At 36.0% G+C, this 19,861-nt stretch carries 20 protein-coding genes and 1 tRNA gene; 13 read left to right on the forward strand and 8 right to left on the reverse strand.

Going from position 1 to position 19,861, the window contains the following annotated elements; all coding sequences use genetic code 11:
• Window positions 1-46 precede the first annotated feature (46 nt).
• The 3 genes from sufC to SOI85_RS05880 are packed head-to-tail and all read left to right on the forward strand — an operon-like array spanning window position 47 to window position 3,329.
• Window positions 47-832 carry a Fe-S cluster assembly ATPase SufC gene (sufC, locus tag SOI85_RS05870; RefSeq protein WP_320663488.1) on the forward strand — a complete coding sequence of 262 codons (786 nt, stop codon included), beginning with the start codon at window positions 47-49 and terminating at the stop codon, window positions 830-832.
• A gap of 2 nt (window positions 833-834) precedes the next feature.
• A complete protein-coding gene (gene sufD, locus SOI85_RS05875; protein WP_320663489.1) occupies window positions 835-2,082 on the forward strand; it encodes a Fe-S cluster assembly protein SufD in 1,248 nt (415 codons plus the stop codon).
• Window positions 2,079-3,329 carry a SufS family cysteine desulfurase gene (locus SOI85_RS05880; protein ID WP_320663490.1) on the forward strand — a complete coding sequence of 417 codons (1,251 nt, stop codon included), beginning with the start codon at window positions 2,079-2,081 and terminating at the stop codon, window positions 3,327-3,329. The genes sufD and SOI85_RS05880 overlap by 4 nt, the downstream gene beginning before the upstream one ends.
• Here the strand turns inward: SOI85_RS05880 and SOI85_RS05885 are convergent.
• Window positions 3,326-5,287, reverse strand: a complete 1,962-nt coding sequence (locus tag SOI85_RS05885; RefSeq protein WP_320663491.1) for an alpha/beta hydrolase family protein — start codon at window positions 5,285-5,287, stop codon at window positions 3,326-3,328. The genes SOI85_RS05880 and SOI85_RS05885 overlap by 4 nt on opposite strands.
• A gap of 65 nt (window positions 5,288-5,352) precedes the next feature.
• Here SOI85_RS05885 and def point away from each other — a divergent pair, with 65 nt between their 5' ends.
• From def to SOI85_RS05915, 6 genes are all read left to right on the forward strand, one after another.
• Window positions 5,353-5,958: a peptide deformylase gene (gene def / locus SOI85_RS05890; protein ID WP_320665134.1), complete on the forward strand. Its 606-nt coding sequence runs from the start codon at window positions 5,353-5,355 to the stop codon at window positions 5,956-5,958.
• A 72-nt stretch (window positions 5,959-6,030) separates the two neighbouring features.
• Entirely contained in the window at window positions 6,031-6,207 is a 177-nt protein-coding gene (gene rpsU / locus SOI85_RS05895; RefSeq protein ID WP_320663492.1) for a 30S ribosomal protein S21, read from the forward strand.
• Between the two features lie 244 nt (window positions 6,208-6,451).
• Entirely contained in the window at window positions 6,452-6,793 is a 342-nt protein-coding gene (locus tag SOI85_RS05900) for a histidine triad nucleotide-binding protein (protein WP_320663493.1), read from the forward strand.
• A gap of 103 nt (window positions 6,794-6,896) precedes the next feature.
• Window positions 6,897-7,085 carry a hypothetical protein gene (locus SOI85_RS05905; RefSeq protein WP_320663494.1) on the forward strand — a complete coding sequence of 63 codons (189 nt, stop codon included), beginning with the start codon at window positions 6,897-6,899 and terminating at the stop codon, window positions 7,083-7,085.
• A 264-nt stretch (window positions 7,086-7,349) separates the two neighbouring features.
• Entirely contained in the window at window positions 7,350-9,341 is a 1,992-nt protein-coding gene (locus tag SOI85_RS05910) for an ABC transporter ATP-binding protein/permease (RefSeq protein ID WP_320663495.1), read from the forward strand.
• Window positions 9,342-9,404: 63 nt separating this feature from the next.
• Complete coding sequence (locus tag SOI85_RS05915; protein ID WP_320665135.1) at window positions 9,405-9,596, forward strand: chlorophyll a/b-binding protein; 192 nt, start codon at window positions 9,405-9,407, stop codon at window positions 9,594-9,596.
• Window positions 9,597-9,607: 11 nt separating this feature from the next.
• Here SOI85_RS05915 and SOI85_RS05920 read toward each other — a convergent pair whose 3' ends face one another.
• Both SOI85_RS05920 and psbX read right to left on the reverse strand, forming a co-directional pair.
• Window positions 9,608-10,576: a Ycf66 family protein gene (locus tag SOI85_RS05920; protein WP_320663496.1), complete on the reverse strand. Its 969-nt coding sequence runs from the start codon at window positions 10,574-10,576 to the stop codon at window positions 9,608-9,610.
• A gap of 81 nt (window positions 10,577-10,657) precedes the next feature.
• Window positions 10,658-10,834 carry a photosystem II reaction center X protein gene (gene psbX, locus SOI85_RS05925; RefSeq protein ID WP_320665136.1) on the reverse strand — a complete coding sequence of 59 codons (177 nt, stop codon included), beginning with the start codon at window positions 10,832-10,834 and terminating at the stop codon, window positions 10,658-10,660.
• 76 nt (window positions 10,835-10,910) lie between these two features.
• Between psbX and SOI85_RS05930 the strand changes: the two genes are divergently transcribed.
• On the forward strand, window positions 10,911-11,246 hold the full coding sequence (locus SOI85_RS05930; protein WP_320663497.1) for a YggT family protein: 336 nt from the start codon (window positions 10,911-10,913) through the stop codon (window positions 11,244-11,246).
• A 20-nt stretch (window positions 11,247-11,266) separates the two neighbouring features.
• Here SOI85_RS05930 and accC read toward each other — a convergent pair whose 3' ends face one another.
• A complete protein-coding gene (accC, locus tag SOI85_RS05935) occupies window positions 11,267-12,610 on the reverse strand; it encodes an acetyl-CoA carboxylase biotin carboxylase subunit (RefSeq protein ID WP_320663498.1) in 1,344 nt (447 codons plus the stop codon).
• Between the two features lie 117 nt (window positions 12,611-12,727).
• Here accC and SOI85_RS05940 point away from each other — a divergent pair.
• Window positions 12,728-12,809 (forward strand) — tRNA-Leu (locus SOI85_RS05940).
• Between the two features lie 37 nt (window positions 12,810-12,846).
• Window positions 12,847-14,118 carry a glycosyl transferase gene (locus SOI85_RS05945; RefSeq protein WP_320663499.1) on the forward strand — a complete coding sequence of 424 codons (1,272 nt, stop codon included), beginning with the start codon at window positions 12,847-12,849 and terminating at the stop codon, window positions 14,116-14,118.
• A gap of 15 nt (window positions 14,119-14,133) precedes the next feature.
• Here the strand turns inward: SOI85_RS05945 and SOI85_RS05950 are convergent, their stop codons facing one another.
• From SOI85_RS05950 to SOI85_RS05965, 4 genes are read right to left on the reverse strand one after another with little or no spacing between them, the layout of a single operon-like run.
• On the reverse strand, window positions 14,134-15,174 hold the full coding sequence (locus SOI85_RS05950) for a PRC-barrel domain-containing protein (RefSeq protein WP_320663500.1): 1,041 nt from the start codon (window positions 15,172-15,174) through the stop codon (window positions 14,134-14,136).
• Window positions 15,175-15,234: 60 nt separating this feature from the next.
• Window positions 15,235-18,843 carry a chromosome segregation protein SMC gene (gene smc / locus SOI85_RS05955; RefSeq protein ID WP_320663501.1) on the reverse strand — a complete coding sequence of 1,203 codons (3,609 nt, stop codon included), beginning with the start codon at window positions 18,841-18,843 and terminating at the stop codon, window positions 15,235-15,237.
• A gap of 37 nt (window positions 18,844-18,880) precedes the next feature.
• The gene (locus SOI85_RS05960; protein WP_320663502.1) at window positions 18,881-19,285 is read right to left on the reverse strand and encodes a hypothetical protein; all 405 of its coding nucleotides are present in this window, start codon (window positions 19,283-19,285) and stop codon (window positions 18,881-18,883) included.
• 19 nt (window positions 19,286-19,304) lie between these two features.
• Complete coding sequence (locus tag SOI85_RS05965; protein WP_320663503.1) at window positions 19,305-19,514, reverse strand: hypothetical protein; 210 nt, start codon at window positions 19,512-19,514, stop codon at window positions 19,305-19,307.
• A 108-nt stretch (window positions 19,515-19,622) separates the two neighbouring features.
• On the opposite strand from SOI85_RS05965, the gene SOI85_RS05970 reads away from it, so the two are divergent.
• Entirely contained in the window at window positions 19,623-19,841 is a 219-nt protein-coding gene (locus SOI85_RS05970; protein ID WP_320665184.1) for a hypothetical protein, read from the forward strand.
• The last annotated feature ends 20 nt before the right edge of the window (window positions 19,842-19,861 follow it).

The raw sequence follows: 19,861 nt of genomic DNA on the forward strand, positions 1-19,861 counted from the left end.
CTAAGTAATTTCCATATCAATTAAATAATCTATTTATTAAACAAAAGTGACTAATCTAGAAACACAATTAATTCTTGAAGTAAAAGATCTTCATGCTTCTGTTGAAGGTCAAGTAATACTTAATGGAGTCAATCTGAAAGTAAAAGAAGGTGAAATTCATGCAATAATGGGAAGAAATGGCAGTGGCAAAAGCACTCTTTCTAAAGTTATCGCTGGTCACCCTGCTTACGAAATAACTGCTGGAGAAATTACTTATAGAGGCAAAGATTTACTCAACATGGAACCAGAAGAACGGGCACAAGCGGGAATCTTCTTAGGCTTTCAGTATCCAGTTGAAATACCTGGGGTTAGCAATCTTGAATTCCTAAGAGTTGCAACGAATGCGCGTCGTAAAGAACTCAACAAAGAAGAGCTAGACACTTTCGCTTTCGAAGACTTCGTTAAAGAAAAATTAGATATCGTCCAAATGAATCCTTCATTTTTAGAAAGAAGTCTTAATGAAGGTTTCTCAGGTGGAGAAAAGAAGCGTAACGAAATTCTTCAAATGGCAATGCTAGAGCCATGTATATCTATTCTTGATGAAACTGACTCAGGTCTTGATATAGATGCATTGAGGATTGTTGCATCAGGAGTCAAAAGATTGTCGAAACCAACAACATCAACAATATTAATAACCCACTATCAAAGACTTTTAAATGAGATTACTCCTGATTTTGTTCATGTAATGTCTGATGGGAAAATCATAAGGACAGGAAATAAAGAGCTAGCAATTAAATTAGAAAAATCAGGCTATGACTGGCTTGAAGAAGAGCATGAGAATACAAGGAACTAATAATGATTGACTCTGAAATATCTCTAAAATGGTTGGAATCTCTTAAGGAGCCAAATGGCAAACTGAAAAAGATTCAGGAAAATGGTCGAAAAAATTTTTATAAAATAAACTTTCCAAGTAATAAGGATGAAGATTGGAGACTAATTAATATTAATAATTTAAAAAGCTTTCTGAGAGTATCTAAACCTAAAGAATCGAAGGCGAAGTTCAAAGAGCAATATCCTATTCTTAAAACGACTTTAAAAAATATCTATAAAATTGAGCTAGATCCTTCCAATAATCTAGATAAAGAAAAATCCTTACCTAAAGGCATAGAAAAATTAACACAATCTGAGCTTGACGTATATTTAGGTAAGGCAATTAATGATTGCAAGCGTGATTCAAGTTGGCCTATTTTACTCAATGAATCCTCTGCAAATCAAGTTATTGGGTTAAAGGTAAAAGGCAATAGTTTACCCATCATTGAAATTGTTATTCCAGCAATAGAAGATTCCGTTAGTTCTACAAGACTAATTATAAAAGTCGAGGAAAATACAAATTTAGATTTGGTTCAAGTAATTCTTGGATCCAAAGATTCTGCTCAAAGTAACTTGACTGAGATAATTGCAAGCAAAAATTCACATATAAATCATGGCTTAATTGCCCTAGGAGGAGGGGATGCAAGTCTGCTTTCAAATTTAGCAATTACGCAAGAAGTCTCAAGTGAATATTCCTTTACATTCCTGCAAGAAGGCTGGAGATTTAGTCGATTAGAACCAAGTTTCTTACAAAATTCTGGTGGCGCAAAGACGACATTAAAAGGCCTGCAAATTTCTTCTAAAAGTCAAGAAATTTGCACTCATACCTGGGTACGTTTCAATGGTCCTGAAGGTGAGCTAGATCAATTAAATAAAGCATCGGCAAAAGATAATTCCCACACATCCTTCAATGGTGTAGTTCAGGTACCTAGAGCTGCACAAAAGACTAAAGCATCTCAATTAAGCAGGAATCTAATGCTTTCTAAGAGAGCTAAAATCGATACTAAACCAGAATTAGAAATTATTGCTGATGATGTTAGGTGTACTCATGGAGCAACTGTCAGTCAATTACAAGAAGATGAACTTTTTTATTTAATGAGTAGAGGAATTGGATCGAAGCAAGCAAACAAATTACTTCTTGAAGGTTATTACAAAGAAATTTTGACTGGCCTTCCATTATATGAAGATAGATGGTCATTTTTAAATAACCTTATAACTGAGAATAGCAAATGAATAATTCAAAATTTACGGAAAAAGTGAGAGAAGATTTTCCATTATTCTCTTCATTTAAAAAAGACAATAAAAAGATTATTTATTTAGATCATGCGGCAACAAGTCAAAAACCTAAGCAAGTAATAGATGCTTTAAAAAACTATTACAGTTTTGAGAATGCCAATGTTCATAGAGGCGCACATCAACTAAGTGCTAAAGCAACTGAAGCATTTGAACAAGCAAGAGATATAACAGCTCGATTTATAAATGCTAAAACTTCTAAAGAAATTGTATTTACTAGAAATGCAACAGAAGCAATAAACTTAGTCGCTAATTCATGGGGGGAAATGAGCCTTAGAGAAGGAGATGAGATTCTTTTAACCTTAATGGAACATCATAGCAATATAATTCCCTGGCAAATGATTGCAAAGCGCAAGGGATGTACTATTAGATATGCAGGTATTACTGAGAATGGAGAGTTAGATCTTGATGATTTACGCTCTAAACTAACTAATAAAACACGTTTAATTAGTTTAGTACATATCAGTAATACACTTGGTTGTTGTAACCCAATAAAAGAAATTTCTAACTTAGCTCATAATCTCGGAGCACTAGTTTGTTTAGATGCTTGTCAAAGTTTGGCTCATAAAAACATTAACGTAATAGATTTAAATGTTGATTTTCTAGCAGGTTCATCTCATAAACTTTGTGGTCCTACTGGCATTGGTTTCTTATGGTCTAAAGAAAACATTCTTGACTCTATGCCTCCTTTTCTGGGTGGAGGAGAAATGATTGAGGATGTATTTTTAGAATACAGCACTTGGGCAGATCTACCGCATAAGTTTGAGGCAGGAACACCTGCGATAGGAGAAGCAATTGGTCTTGGTGCAGCATTAAAATATTTAGAATCCATTGGTTTAGAAAGCATTCAAAAGTATGAAAGAGAAATTACAGAATATTTATTCGAAAAATTACACAGTATAGAAGAGTTAAATATTCTTGGCCCCAATCCAATCAATGATCAAAGCCGCGGTGCTCTAGCATCCTTTAATGTCAAAGGTATTCATTCAAATGATATTGCTGAACTTTTAGATAATCAGGGAATTTGCATTCGAAGTGGGCATCATTGCTGTCAACCTCTTCACAGGTACTTAGGATTAAACTCAACTGCAAGGGCTAGTCTTAGCTTCACATCAACCCAAGAAGAAATTGATATTTTTACTAATGAACTTATAAAAAGTATTAATTTTATAAAAAATAATTCTTAACCACCTAAATGCTTTTTAAAAAATTTCTCTGTTAAATCTAAAATATCTATTTTGACTTCAGTTCCGCGAAAACCATGTGCTTCATTTGCAAAAGAATAGTATTCTACTGGGATATTATTTTGTGATAGTTCTTTTACAATCTTATCGGTATCGCTAGACAAAACTACTTTATCTTTTAATCCTTGGAAAAAGATAACAGGAGAAAATATCTTGCTTAAATTATTTATTGGAGATCTATTCTCATATTTATTAGAATTATCTTTTAAACTCCCAACTAATGTATCAAGATAATTTTCTTCAAATCGATGCGTAGATTGAGACATTGATATTAAATTAGTTACTGGATACCTACAAGAAGCAACCTTAAATAGATCTGTGTAAGCCAAGCATGATAAGGCAGTAAAACCCCCTGCACTCCCTCCTTCAATTGCAATCATATTCTTATCTATCTTGCCAAGTTTTATAATAGATTTTGTTGCACATATGCAATCAATAACATCAGCTTCTCCCCAATTCTGATTTAATCTTTCTCTATAATTTCGACCAAAGCCAGTTGAACCGGAGTAATTAACATCAAGTACTGACCATCCTCTGGTGGTCCAAAACTGAATTTCTAAATTTAAAGAAGACTTAGCCATGGCAGTTGGTCCACTATGAATTTTAACCAAAAGTGGAGATAGTTCATTCACAGTATTAAGTGGAGGGTAATACCAAGAATGAGTAAGTTCGCCTAAATAACCTTGAAACCAAAAAGGCTCTGGAGAGCTAATTTGTTGCCGTTTTATCTCCAATTGACCTGAATATGAATGGCAAAAAGAATCATTTAGTAAATCAACTTCTAATAATCCTTGAGTGGAATAAGAATTAGCTGCAATTGCAACTACTCTATCTTTATCTGCCGCTAATCCTGCTAAATCATTAAATGGTTGTCTAATAACATCAACAGAACCTTTAAGAGAAAACTTAGAAAGATCCCAATTACCTTCAAAACATCTTGCTACAATAATTTGTTCATTGGCGACAGCAAAAGTTGACATCCCAAAAACCCATTGAGGCATTGCACAATCTGCTTTCATTGGCCATAGTCTTCGCCATAAAGGAGCACTGTATAATTCAGAATCGACTCTTGCTATCATCAAATTCCACCAACCAGTTTGATCTTCTGCAACGATAATTTCATCATTAGAGAACCAAAGAGGCTGAAAAACAGAGACTTTTTTCTCCTGAGTATTAGTTTGACCTGCACAAACTCTGATTCTAGAAATACTTCCACAAGATTCAATTACAGCAAGAACAAGGCAACTGGCATCCCATGGCATAAAAGACTTATCCCATTCAACCCAAGCAATTAGATTGCATTTAGGGTTCAACGTTAAGTAACCAATAAAATCTTTTGGTTTATACAAAATTGATGGATTTTGTCTCTCTGCCTTCAGACAAAATTCAACAAGGTAATCTTTATTGTCTTTTTCCATTACCCCTATCCAGCGATTCATTCTTATATCAATAATTCCACCAGACAAGATATGGTCTCCTACTTTAGAAAGGCATTTAGATCTTTGAACTGGAGTCAAATAATTATTTGAATTTTTTTTGCATGAATTATTAATTGACCATATTTGAAACCACAAACAACCATCCCTCGAATCTATCCAACTAATTAAAAATATATTTTCTTTTTTGGTTACAGCAAAGACCCCTCCTCCATAACCATGGATTTGACTACGTAAATTTATGGAGAATGGGGTTAACTCTTGCGGCTCACAATGTTTTTGCTTCCAAGGTTTAACTAATGCTGTTGTACGTCCTTCTTCCTGAGGTCTCTGTTCTAACCAAAAGACAAAATCTTCTATTATTCTAGGCTCCTTAAAACTTGATGTTTCTCCAACCGCCTGCGAAGGAGTTAAAGGTTGAAGATCTTTTTGAGAGCTTTCACTCCCATCTACAATAAAATTCATCGATGCAATAGGTCTTAAGTTCTCAAAAGCGAGTAAACTCTCATTTGTATTAAATGAGAGTACCTTTGGCTGGAAGCTTTGCTCAACTTGCAAAAAAAGCTGAACTCGAGAATGTATCTATAACAGTGCCAAAAGAGCCTGTTGATGATCCGCCTCTAGAAATTTATCAATTAGGTAATGAGGTCTTAAGGAGCACAGGAAATCGCATCAGCAAAGTAGATGCATCTATGAGAGATTTAGCAAAGAACATGCTTATTAGCATGTACTCAGCTAAAGGAATTGGTCTAGCTGCACCTCAAGTAGGAATTCAAAAACGAATCTTAGTAATTGATCTAGATATTGAAAATCCAGCTACTCCTCCACAGGTATTTATCAATCCAGAAATAATTACATCAAGTGCAACTATCGATACTTATGAAGAAGGATGCCTGAGTATTCCAGGCGTATATCTTGATGTAATAAGGCCAACTGCGATTAAGGTTGGTTATAGGGATGAAATGGGAAGGCCAAAAAAAATGAACGCAGATGGACTATTAGCTAGATGTATCCAACACGAAATTGATCATTTAAATGGAATTCTCTTTGTAGATAGGGTTAAAAATGAAGAGAATCTCATTAAAGAGTTAGAAGAAAATGGTTTTTCCCATAAAGACGTACAGAAGATTGCGTAACTAATAAATGCTGATTATGCATGGTTGAGTTCAATCCCTTGCTATCATTAATCACACTAAAAGTTTTATTGGATGTCTCAAGTTACCATTGGAGAAAACGAAGGAATTGAATCAGGGCTAAGAAGATTCAAGCGACAGGTATCCAAAGCAGGTATTTTTGCTGAATTGAAACGGCTGCGTCATCATGAAACGCCTGTAGAAAAGTACAAGCGTAAACTTCAACAAAGACTCAGACAACGTAGGAAATAATTGAGAGAGCCTTTGAAACTACTATTTTCCAAGGAAAATATCAGAGTAAAACTAAATTAGAGTTAATAATTAAAAACGAAAATTCTGAATGGTGCAGTCAGGGAATGGTAATTAAATAGATTGGGATATACACTCTGCAATTCAGATATACCTCAGGACCCCCACCTCAATGGGAACTGAGTATTTTAGTTAAAAGCACTGAAAGGTAAGATCTTTAGAATGCGCCAACTCTTTCTAATACTTGATGACTGAAGAAACAATTTTTAATCGTATTTTAAAAGGAGAAATTCCTTGTGATGAAATCTATAGAGATGAGCTTTGTCTAGTTTTTCGTGATATTCAGCCGCAAGCTCCAGTTCACCTACTTGTAATTCCGAAGAAAAATATACCAAGTCTTAAAGAGGCAAGCCATGAAGATGCGTCTTTATTAGGCCATTTACTTCTAGTAAGTGCAAAAGTTGCTAATAAAGAGGGTTTGGAAAGTTGGAGAACCGTTATCAATACTGGTGAGTCAGCCGGTCAGACAGTCTTTCACCTCCATCTTCATGTGATTGGGGGCAGAGATTTACTGTGGCCACCTGGCTAATAGAGACAACATTCTGGAATTGCAATCATTTAAATCACTGGCCAAACAAAATCTTATGTGCAAGCTACTTATGAGTTATAGATGAACCCATTGGAAATTTATAATGCAATCCCAAGAAAGTTTTTCAGTTTCTGCGACTGAAGATCGATTAAAAGAGCTATTTCTTTCACAATGGAGCAGTCTGAGCTATAGCCAAAAAAAATGTCTTAGAGAGATAATGAGCCGTTGTCAGCTAGAAATGGCAATGGCAAGTATTAATAAATACTGCCTTTCTCATTATTTGGATTCTTGATAGAACTATTACTGGAATAAATAGGTTTGACATCCACATCCTTCAGTCATCTTATGTACCTGAATGGATTGCATGAATTGTGGGAATTCATTGATTATGCTTATTGAATAAAGCGATTTATGTAATTACGCTAAAACGATATTGATTAAAATTAAACTATTAAGACTTTAAGGACGATATAGTTACTTGAAATATTTGGTTTACTGTATTGATGGTCAGATAAACCTTTACCAACTTCTTTCTCAAGAATACAAATAAATTAAAATGCAAGAAAATCTAAACATAAATAAAAAAAATATTAATATAACCCTAGAACAGCTAAGGAGATTAGCCCAGCCTTTCTTCCTTCCTTTAGATCAAAGTAATGGTTGGCAGTTTATCTGGCTACTTGTTTCATTACTCTTTTGTGTAGGAGGCTTAGTCCTTGTTTTACTAACTGGGCTAATTGAAAGCTTAGATAATATACAACCTCTTCTTACAGAAAAATATCTTGGAGGTGTTGTAAATACTATTGAACAAATATGGTCAAGTTGGTGGGGTTGGTTTTTCTCGGCACTGTTTATAATTGGAACAACAAGTTTCTTTAGTTTTCGTCATCAATTAAGGAACAAAAGATGGCTGCATTGGTTATTCCTAGGAATAATTGTTTTAATGCTACTTGCTGTAAATGGTATAAATGCAGGCATTGGATTCATTGCTAGAGACCTTACAAATGCTTTAGTAGCAAAGCAACAGGAAGGATTTTATAGAATACTTCAGATATATGCATGTTGTTTCATAGTTGCTTTACCAATAAGAGTATCTCAAATATTTTTTACTTATAAGTTAGGAATTATTTGGAGAGAATGGCTATCTAAAAGTTTAATTTCAGATTATATGAATAATAAAGCTTATTATATCCTTAATCCAAATGATGAGCAATCTACAGATGTTGACAACCCAGATCAAAGAATAACTGATGATACAAGGGCTTTTACAGGACAAAGTTTAACATTTACTCTTGGAGTCTTTGATGCATTGCTAACATTTTCACTGAATATTATAATTCTTTGGAGTATTAGCACAACACTTACCTTCTCTCTTTTTGGTTATGCAACTTTCGCAACATTGATATTAATAATTGCGGGTAAGAATCTAGTTAGAATTGATTATGACCAACTCAGATATGAAGCAGATTTTCGTTATGGTTTAGTACATATTCGTGACAATGCGGAATCTATTGCTTTTTATGCAGGTGAAGAACCTGAAAAAACAGAAACTCAAAGGAGACTTGGAGAGGTTGTTAGAAATTTCAATCTTTTAATTATCTGGAGAGTCATCATTGATGTAATGAGGCGCTCAATTAATTATGCAGGAAATTTCTTTCCCTACCTAATAATGGCAATCCCATATTTTGCAGGTGAAATAGATTATGGAAGATTTATTCAAGCAAGTTTTGCTTTTGGTATGGTTGAAGGTTCTTTATTTTTTGTAGTTAATCAAATTGAAGAGTTAGCTAAATTTACAGCGGGCATAAGTAGACTTGAAGGATTCCAATCGGAAGTTGAAAATGTAAATAATAAATTGCCCGAAAATGTAAATAATCAAGAATCTGAATTCAGTGATTCAATATTAATTAATCATACTAATTTATGTCCTCCAGGAAGCCTAAACCCAATCATATCTGATCTTAGCTTAAGCATTTCTAATTCAGAAAGTTTGTTGGTAGTAGGTCCATCAGGATGCGGGAAAACCTCTCTTCTAAGAATGATAAGTGGATTATGGAAACCCACCAATGGATCAATCAAGCGACCAAAAAAAGAAGATCTACTATTTATTCCTCAAAAGCCATATTTAATTCTAGGTTCTCTAAGAGAACAATTATGTTATCCAGCAGAAGAAACTAAGTTTAGTGAAGATCATCTAAGATCAGTTCTATCAGAAGTCAACCTTGAATCACTTTTAGAAAGGTATCCAAATCTTGATATTACGCAAGACTGGTCAAGAATACTTTCGCTTGGGGAACAACAAAGATTAGCGTTTGGCCGACTACTACTAAATTCGCCTAGATTTGCCGTTTTAGATGAAGCGACTAGTGCTTTAGATGTAAAGACTGAAAGAAAGTTATATGAACTTCTTAAGAAAAGAGATCTCGCTTTTATTAGTGTTGGGCATAGGCCAACACTAATTGAATTTCATTCATCAGTATTAGAGCTTTTGGGCGAAGGTGCTTGGCGTCTTATTCCCTCAACAAACTACAAATTTGATCAACTATGAAGAAGGTTAATTTTCATGAATAACGAAAAAACAAATCTCGAAGAATCTTTAGAGGAAGAAATCATGTTAGAGGAAAGCAAAAAAACCCTTAAAGGGACACCAAGTGCCACCACTACAGATGTTCCAAGTTTTGGTTGGAGTAATTATGCAGAAAGAATCAATGGGCGATTTGCGATGATTGGTTTTATATTTATTTTATTTATTGAACTCTTAAGTAATAAGGGATTTCTCTTTTGGTCTGGTTTTTTAAACTAGATTCCTTCTTTTTAATCATCAAACCTAGAAGTATTGTCTCTATTTCTGTTCTGAGATGAACGAGGAGAACGGCTATATGTTGAACCAGATGAAGATCTTTTAGCAGATGAATTACCTAAATTAGATCCAGGTTTGTCTTGAGGCCTTCGTTGAGTAGGAGGTTTAGAAGAGGAAAAAGCTGCATCTTCAATTTTTGGATTAGAGATGTTTCTCTGTGCATTGCTAGCTCTCCTTTTCGGTAGTTTCATATCTTTAGGAGGCGAATCAATATCTTGAGAACTCTTTCTTCTTCTAAGTGGAGGCTCTTCATTAGATAAAGGCCTAGTTCCCCTTCTTAGATCTTGGCGAGCATTTCTACGAGATCCAAAATTTGATCGTTTTTCATCTTGATAATCATTTTTTCTAAATCTTTCTCTTCTTCTTCTTGGGTCTTCTGTATCCCCAAAACTATCTGTTTGAGTCCTTCTCCTTCTACCTACTCGACTTTCTGCTTCTTCAGGTATAGCAACTCGGGAAGCTCGTCTAGTTCTGTAAATATCCCTTTCTGAAGGTTCTTCTTCATATTCATTCCTACTAGAGAATCGTCGATTTATTCGCTGAGGTTCATCAAAACTATCAACATTATCCTCCCAGTTACGTCCTCTTAAGCCTTCGACACGAGAAGGATCAGAAGGCATTGGATCATCGAAATATGATGACCTTCGAGCTTGATCTGTAGCAACACCCCTTAGACGAACACTTTCATAAGCAAAAAATACTGTTGTGCCAGCTAATAAAAACTGACCAAACTGAAGGATTGGATCTAGTCTCCAACCCTGGAAAAACAGGATTCCACCACAAAGCAGACCAATTGCAGCAAAGAAAACATCGTAATCACGCGCAAGAGCTGGCTTAAAAGACCGCATGAAATATAAGCCTGCCCCGCAAATAGCGAGAACAATGCCAACAATGCTGGCCCAATTCAGACTGGCATTGACCAAGGTTGCGCGCCCTCCAAAGAAAGAACTGTAGATTGAAAATCAATCTCAGTACATACAGTCTAAGAAAAGCGCAAGAGTTGACTAGCGGCCACGAGTTAATGCGTCATTCTGGCTAACCCAGATAAGAGCAAATGCTGCTGGTACAACAATCAAAGCGCCAGCAGCCAGGAAGCTGCCAATCATTCCAATAGCTGAATTTGTAGCGACCTCGCCTGAAAATCCAGTGGTGAGGAAGGTGTCTAATAATGGAAAAGCCATTGCAGCTGTTTCTGAAGCAATATCGAACAATATTACGAAGTAACGGCTTGTTTATACGATGTATTAGTAATTAGTGATGCTTTTCAGAACAGAAATGTCTTCTTTCATGAGTTTCCTGCCAATATTCAATTTAATTTTGGGGCTAGTGCTTGCAATATTTATATTGGGATTCCTTTTAAGGATTATTCTCACTTGGTATCCTCAAATCAACCTTAACAAGGGATTTTGGCCTCTAATTGCATGGCCAACTGAACCATTTTTAGCATTCACACGAAAATTTATAAATCCAATAGGAGGAGTGGATATAACCCCTGTCATATGGCTTGGCATAACAAGTCTTTTTAGAGAATTACTTGTTGGTCAGCAAGGTTTACTGACACAAATCCTTAGAAAAAGTGAACATTTAATTTAATTTTTTGATCAGGCAAGAAATCACATCATCTGTTGTTCAACAAATTTTGTATGAACGTCTCCTTCTAAGAATTCAGATCTACTAAGTAAAGTCAAATGGAAGTCAATAGTTGTAGGTATACCAGTAACTGCGCATTCATTTAATGCTCTTTCCATTCTTTTAAGAGCAGCCTGTCTATCATTCCCCCAAACAATTAGTTTCCCAATCAAAGAATCATAAAAAGGAGGTATTTCATACCCCGTATAAACATGGCTATCTACTCTGACACCAGGTCCTCCAGGAGGAAGCCATCCTGTAATTCTTCCTGGACAAGGTCGGAAATTATGTGATGGATCTTCAGCGTTTATGCGACATTCAATTGCATGCCCATTGAGATGAATATCTTCTTGACAAATTTGTATTGGGTCACCTCCAGCTATTCTCAATTGTTCAGAAATTAAATCAATCCCAGTAACCATTTCTGTAACTGGATGCTCTACTTGAATACGTGTATTCATTTCCATGAAATAAAAATTACCTTCCCGATCTAAAAGAAACTCCACAGTTCCTGCACCCTCATAATTAATACTTTTTGCTGCAGAGACAGCTGCTTCGCCCATGCGAAGTCGTAATGAATCATCTAAAGCAGGGCTAGGGGATTCTTCTAATAATTTCTGATGCCTTCTTTGAATAGAGCAATCGCGCTCCCCTAGATGAACGACTTTTCCAAATTTATCTGCCAAAATTTGAACTTCTACGTGGCGAGGACGATCTATAAATTTCTCCATATACAAACCAGAATTACCAAAGGCGGCCTCAGCTTCGCCTTGAGCGGCCTTAAATAGAGATTCAAGCTCATCTGGACTATTTACTAATCGCATCCCTCTTCCGCCTCCGCCTGCGGTGGCTTTGATCATTATTGGATAGCGCATGTCAGCGGCTAATCGTGCTGCCTCTTCACAATCTGCTAGTAAACCCTGGCTACCCGGAACAGTAGGCACACCAACTTTTTCCATGGTGGATTTTGCCGTAGATTTATCTCCCATCGATCTAATTGAGCTTGGAGAAGGACCCACAAAAACAATCCCATGGTCATTACATATTTCGGCAAAACGATCATTCTCAGCAAGGAACCCATAACCAGGATGAATTGCATCAACTCCTCGAGAAGTTGCAGCCGCAATGATGTTTGGAACATTTAAATAGCTTTTATTGCTCGGTCCATCGCCAATACAAACTGCTTCATCAGCGAGCTGGACATGCAAAGCATTTCTATCAACTGTGCTGTAAACAGCAACAGTTGATATGCCCATCTCCCTGCAACTACGAAGGATTCTCAGGGCAATCTCGCCCCGATTAGCTATTAGAAGTTTTCCTATCGGCATCCAATCTGCTGAAAGCCTAAGAATGATCGTATCAGCGCTAGCTCCCCTCGCAGTAGAAAAAATAAAATAGGTTGACCGTTATGATCGTTTTTACTGAGTCTTTAGACTTGGTTTATTGCGGATGTGGCGGAATTGGTATACGCGCACGCTTGAGGGGCGTGTGGCTTCGGCCTTGCGAGTTCGAGTCTCGCCATCCGCATAAATTTCTTAAACCACGAACCATTATTTGCAAAGGAATGCAAGAAGCTTCACTAGTAGTGGTGATGGTCTCAAATGGTCCAGGAGAGTTATCAACCTGGGTAAAACCTTTAGCTGAACAATTACATTCAAGGTTGTTGATCAGACCAAGATATAACAATTCATCAGTCAGTCTGAGACTAGTTTTGGTGCCTTGCCCAAATTCAACTGGAACAGAAAAGAAAGCAGCTTCTAAATGGAATCAATTTGAACAAATCACTTCAGCAAAAAACTTTTGGAGCTTATTAATAAATCCTAGAAAATATGGATATTGGCCTTCTAAAGGTTTGGTGATTTTTTTAGGAGGTGATCAATTTTGGAGTGTATTACTTGCAGCAAGATTGGGTTACTTGAATACAACCTATGCAGAATGGGTCGCTCGCTGGCCTTATTGGAATGACCGAATATTTGCAATGTCAGAAAACGTAAAAAAACAACTACCAAAGAACTTAAAAAAACGTTGCATAGTTGTTGGTGATCTCATGGCAGATATTTCCAATCAAGCAAAAATAAAAAAACCTCTCCCAGAAGGAACATGGATAGCTCTATTGCCAGGGTCAAAAAAGGCAAAGTTAAGTATAGGAATACCCTTCTTTCTTGAACTTGCAGATCAACTAGCAGAATTAATGCCAAATTGCAGATTTTTTCTTCCTGTAGCACCAACAACTAGTGTCAATGAAATTATATCTTTAAGCACTTCGGCTAACCCAATTGCAAAAGAATATTCTTCAGGAATTGCTAAAATGGTGGATTCCAAAAATGAAAAAAGTTGGAGTAAGTTAATCACAAATTCTGGAACAGAAATATTTTTAAACGAAGAGTATCCTGCGCATACTTACTTAAGTCAATGCAATCTAGCACTTACCACAGTAGGGGCTAATACTGCTGAATTAGCAGCATTAGCAGTCCCAATGATTGTTGTAATACCTACACAACATTTAAATCTAATGGAAGCATGGGATGGGTTATTAGGAATTTTTGCAAGACTTCCATTTTTAAAAAAATGTATTGGAATTGCAATCAGCTTATGGAGACTAAGGCAACAAAGGTTTATGGCATGGCCAAATATTTCTGCTGGAAGGATGGTTGTACCAGAGAGAATGGGAATAATTAGCCCTAAAGATATTGCAAAAGAATCATACGAATGGCTTTCATCTCCACAGAAACTTAATGATCAAAAGCAAAATCTGATAAAACTTCGAGGATCTAAAGGTGCTGTGAAAAAAACTAATGATGAAATAATAAAGTTAATTAATTCTATAAAAAAATAGCCTTATAGAAAAAATTTACCAAGGGTCCTCAATAGGATTATCAATTATTTTTTTAAGGTCTTCTTTTCTCTTACTTTCAAAATTCTTGTCATTTGGAATAGGTTCTATATCTAAAGGATCTTCAATTTGCCTGGCAATTCTTCTACTTGAAGCTTGTTCATTTATCGTTGATTGATTTTTAATAACTAACTCCCGCTCAAAATCTACATTAGAGGTATTCGTTTCTTCATCATTAAAATTATTATCTAATGGAATATTCCCTTCATCTATATATCTTAATTTTTGCGTTTCTTCTTGAATATTCTCTCCAAGTTCAACATATTCAAATTGTTCTTCTTCAAAGTTTTCCTCCTGAGAAGCTTCTAAAACTTTTTGAGACTCTTCAATAAGTTCTCCTGAACCCAATTGATTTTCAACAGGAACAAGATTGACTCTATATCGTTCTCTTTCTCTTTCGTCCCAACTTGATCCACCAACTCCTAACTTCTCCAAAACTCCACTATTAAGCTGCTTGAGATTATCTTCAGCTCCTTCGTAAACAATAATACGATCAGCGCCACTGCTTACAATCTCATCAACTTTAATTTCCCAAGTACTCAAGACTCCTTCGCCTAAAAGTGGGACCCCTAAAGCTCCCATAACCAAAGTTATCAATTCTCCTGTTTCTATATCAAAAGAAAATCCAAGTACTCTTCCTAATTGCTGTCCTGATTCAGTAATTACCTCACAATTAATAACTTTGCTATAACGATCCGGAGTGAAATCTTCACTCAAAGAATCTATTGAATCAACAAGAATTACATCGCCAACCTGACATATTCGATCAAGTGTCATCCAACGAGGCAAACCTGGCAAAAATCTAGTTAAAGGGTTATCTCTTAAACCAAGAGCAATTACCTCTCTTCTATCAATATCTACAACAACCTCTCCAACAACTCCCAGTCGGCGTCCACCATCTCTAGTAATTACTTGGGTGCCCATCAACTCTGATCGCAACCAGAGCCTGTCACTCGGTACGGAGTTAATTGGATCAATTGGAGATTGAGTATTGGTCAAACTCGGTTTTCAGTGATGGGTTATCAATTCATTTTGGCGCAAAGACCAAATTGAAAAAGTTCAAGCTGCAATAGGCAAGCCAACTACCTGCGTATGGGCACCCCTTGCTTGAGTAACTCCAATAGTACGAGTAGATGCACCAATCATTGGGCGGCGATGACTAACAACTAAGAATTGTGCCTCAGTGGATTGCTTAGCAATTAAAGCAGATAACCTTTCAACATTCACTCCATCCAAAAAGCTATCCACCTCATCTAATGCATAAAAAGGTGAAGGACGAAAACGCTGTAAAGCGAATAGAAAACTTAATGCAGTTAAAGATTTTTCTCCTCCTGACATAGCGGCAAGTCGTCTTACCGATTTACCTTTGGGATGCGCAACCAAAGTCAGTCCTCCCTCTAAAGGATCTTCCATATTTTCAAGTTGAAGATGTCCATCTCCTTCAGAAAGATTTGCAAATATTTCTCTGAAATGAATATCAACTGCCTCGAAAGCTTCCATAAATGCTTCCTGACGAAGAGTTGCAACAGTTTCAATCCGAAGCAATAGTTCTGTTCTTTCTTCAGATAAAACATCCAATCTTTGGCATAAATCCTCTAATCTTTTTTCTAGCTTGCCAAGCTCTTCAAGTGCCAACATATTTACTGGTTCAAGAGATTCCATACGGCGCTGTAAATTTTCCAAATCAGCTTGATGAGCAACTAATCCATTGGTTCTTATAACATCAGAAATTTCAGGTAACGGATCAGGCAATTTTTGTTTTAATTCTTGGAGACGAATATTTCCATTGCGAATCTCTTCTTCCAAAGAAATTCTTTCATCTCTAAGACGATCGAGATTCCATTGTGCCTCTTGCAAAACTTGTCGTTGTTTTGCAACATCGGCCTCCACTAGATCTCGTGTGCGCCGTTGTTCACCAAAATGTATTTCAAGATCTTTTTGTTCATTTGAAAGCTGATTTCTTCTTCGATCAATATCAATATTTTGTTGTCGCCAAGTCTTATGAGAGCTAGAAAGTTTTTCTACTGATTCTTTTAACCTATTTTCCTCAATTAATAGACTATTCATCTGATCTTGTAGACGTTCTAAAGAAAACTGATGCTGCCTAGATTCATTAACTAGGTTATCTCTGTGTAACCTTGCCTTATCTAATGCAGAGTCTGCTGACTCAAGGTCTATTTGTAATTGCTTTAAGTTTTCACCATCAACATCTTTATCTAAAAACTCTTCGTTTTTTTCTATCTTTTCTATTGCAGATAACAATGGTTCAATCTCTTTAATGACTAAAGCTAGATCATTCTTATAAATATCTTTTGAAGAGTGAAACTCTTGAAGCCTATTTTTACGTAAATTTTGTCTTTCTAAAAGAGGTTCATTAGAAGTTTGACTAGAAGTTCTCTCAGTTTCTAATGCAACTTGACGTTCGTTCAACTTGACTAAATCAGTTCGTAATTCTGACAGTAGTTTATTGAGTCGAGCCTCTTCTAAAAAGCATTTTGCAAGAGTTTCTCCAAGTAGAAGTAATCTTTCACGCATTGGTTCCAATTCATCTCTTTCTTTGCTAATTCCAAAAGATAATCCACTGCTTTTAGCTGCAAAACTTCCGCCTGTCATCGCGCCATTCTTTTCAAGTAACTCGCCTTCCAAAGTCACAGTCCTTTTTCTTCCTAGCTGAATACGTGCAGAATTTAGATCTCGATAAACTAGTGTTTCTCCAAAAACATAATTAAACACATTCTCATAAATAGATTCAAATTTAATCAAATCAACTGCTCGCCCAATGAAAGGCTCATCAAGAGAAATAGAAGATGTGAAAGTATTTCTTTGTATTGCTTTATTAATTCCTAAAGGTCCTTGATTGATTTTATTAAGTGGTAAAAATGTCAATCTTCCTGCTTTTCGTAACTTTAATAATTCAATGGCTTTTGCAGCAATTTGATCATTATCAACAACAATTTGACCCAGTCTGGCTCCTGCTGCTACTTCAAGAGCTTGGCGATAGCAGTCATCAACTTCGCCCAATTGAGCAACTGGTCCATGAATTCCATCTAGTCCGGCTTCTAAAAGAAGCCGTAAAGCACCAGTACCTCTGCTTTCCTGCAATGTTTCTCTACGACTTTCTATACGAGCAATGTCTCTTTCTAATTTCGTTTGTTCTTGCTCCATTCTCTGACGAGTTCTTTCTTGAATAGAAACATCGTCTGACAAATCTTTTATACATTTTTTCTTTTCTGTAATTTCAGATATCAATGATTTCCATGCATTGTCTAAAGAAAGTAGTTTTTCATGAACTTTTTTATTATCGCTAATATCTCTTTGTTGAGCCTCTTCTAATTCTTCAAGTCTTGTATCTAATTGAAGTAATTTTTCCTCAATAGTTTGCTTTTTTTCTATGAGAGGTCGAAGAGAAGATTGAATCTCTTGTTTATAAGAACTTCTCTGACGCTGATTCTCCAACCAAGCGCCAGACCTTCCTGCAACCTCAGATAACCTTCTCCGTGAAGCATCAACAGCTGCCTCAGCATTTTGACAATCATTTTCTGCCTTTTGAATAAGGTCTGGATCTATAAATGTTTTACTACTTTCTTTTTTCTCTTCTATTTTATCTCGTCTAGATAATAAATCCTTTCTCTGTTCATGTAATTGCTCTCCTTCCTGTTTGTGGATCTGAGCTTGACGATCTAACTCTTTAGATTGGGTATCTAATCCAGCAATCTCTGCCTGAATTGAAAGCAATTTATCTTCACCAAGGTCTTTTACTATCTGCTGCAAAGTTTTTAATTTTTCAACCGAAGAAGATAATTTTTCTTTTAGCTCTGTAATTTCACATTCGTCTTTCTTAGCTTTTTCACCTAATTGTTCATGGCGAGATTGTAAACCAATTAAGCCTTTTTTAGCTTCTTCAAAAATTAACACTAATTCTTGCTTTTTCCCAATTTGAAATTTTTCCTTTAAATCCCTGTAGATACGAGCTTTCTCGCAATCTTTTTGTAAGCGTTGCTGACCAACCAGCAATTCTTGTTCAACTATTCGACAACGTTCTTGTCGCTCATGAACATCATCAAGCTTGAAGCGTGTTTGCTCAATTCGACTATCAAATAAGGCAACTCCAGCTAACTCATCTATTAATCCACGACGATCTTTATTACTCATTGAAACAATTCTAGTAACGTCTCCTTGCATAACTACATTGCTCCCTTCGGGGTCAACTCTGAGTCTTCTTAATTGAGTTTGTAATTGCTGAAGATTACATATTTCACCATCTGAGTAATAGGTAGAGCTATAAGAACCTCCAGGCATAATTCTCAATTTACGCGTCACTGTCCAATCCTTTTGGTCAGATTTAATCCAAGGACCCTCTTGAGAAGGTTCTAATCCTTCCTCTGCACTATCAGGCTTCCAATCCGTTAGATCAAATCTCACGCTAACTACTGTTTCTGCTGATTTACCTGCTTTTAAGACACCACTATTGACTAAGTCTGGCAATCGATCAGCACGCATTCCTCTACTCGTAGCCAAGCCCAAACAAAATAAAACACCATCTAGAATATTGCTTTTACCTGAGCCGTTTGGCCCAGTAACAACAGTAAAATCTTGCTCTAGAGGGATTTTCATAGTCCCTCCAAAGGACTTGAAATTCGAAAGTTCAACCTGATTGATGTAAACCAACAGGCAGAGCCCGAAATCGATTAAAGACTAGCGAAACTTACGAGAAGCTCAAGTTGAAATTATCAATTTTAGATTTTTGAGAAAAAATTTTACAGAAGCCCGATTTAATTACTATGTATCCACAGATTGTTTTGCTTTGCAATTGAACACTTAGCTCATCTAACCGTTCAATTGGAAGCTGTCCAATAAAGACTCCAGACTCTATTCTGCTAGCCCAGCCTCTCCCTCCTGAAACTTGAGCTTCCTTCTTCTCTAACCATTGAAGTTTATGCAAGGGAGAATGAATTGCTTCGACTTTTTTTCCATCTAAAACTGGTATTTCTAATAACTTCCAGGTTCTACAAGCATTTCTATCCTCTATAAGTAGATCAAAGTGTATTTTTTTTTGATCATCAGGGGCATTAATATGCTTTAACAGCACCCATCGATTTCCTGTAGACATTAAAAGAAATAATCTAGTGTTAATTATTTATTTTTCTAGCTTTTTCTAATTCAACTGCTCTTAATGTAGCCCAATTTGCAATGGCCGTTTTTTGCTCATTTATTTTTACTAACTCAAGTGCTATTTCCTTTAAAAGATGAATATCTCTACAACTCTGGATAGTTCGAGATAATCTCTCAGTATGGAATTTAAGCTGAAGAGTTGGTTCTATTGAATCTTGAATAGTCACATGAGCTAAATTTGTTTGATCTTGAAAATTGAGAAAACAAATAATGAATAATATACCTTTATTGGATTATCCAATAAAAGGATAAAAAGTTTCTTTCAGAATCATTGAATGAAAGAGAAAACACTCTTTCAAAGTTTCTTAAGAAAAATTGTTCAATTGTCTCCCTGCGGAACAAAGCGCAAAGCAATCAATAGGAGACTTCCTGCTCCAGCAAATGCAGCTAAAATCATGCCAAAACTAGTAGGCAAGGTACTGGACGCAAAAAACATTGCTAATACTCCACCGTCCATGGTCAAAAAAACTAGAGAATATATACAAGACCTTTAGCACTAAATCACTTCTCATCG

It is taken from the genome of Prochlorococcus sp. MIT 1223 (assembly GCF_034092465.1).
Lineage (GTDB): Bacteria > Cyanobacteriota > Cyanobacteriia > PCC-6307 > Cyanobiaceae > AG-402-N21.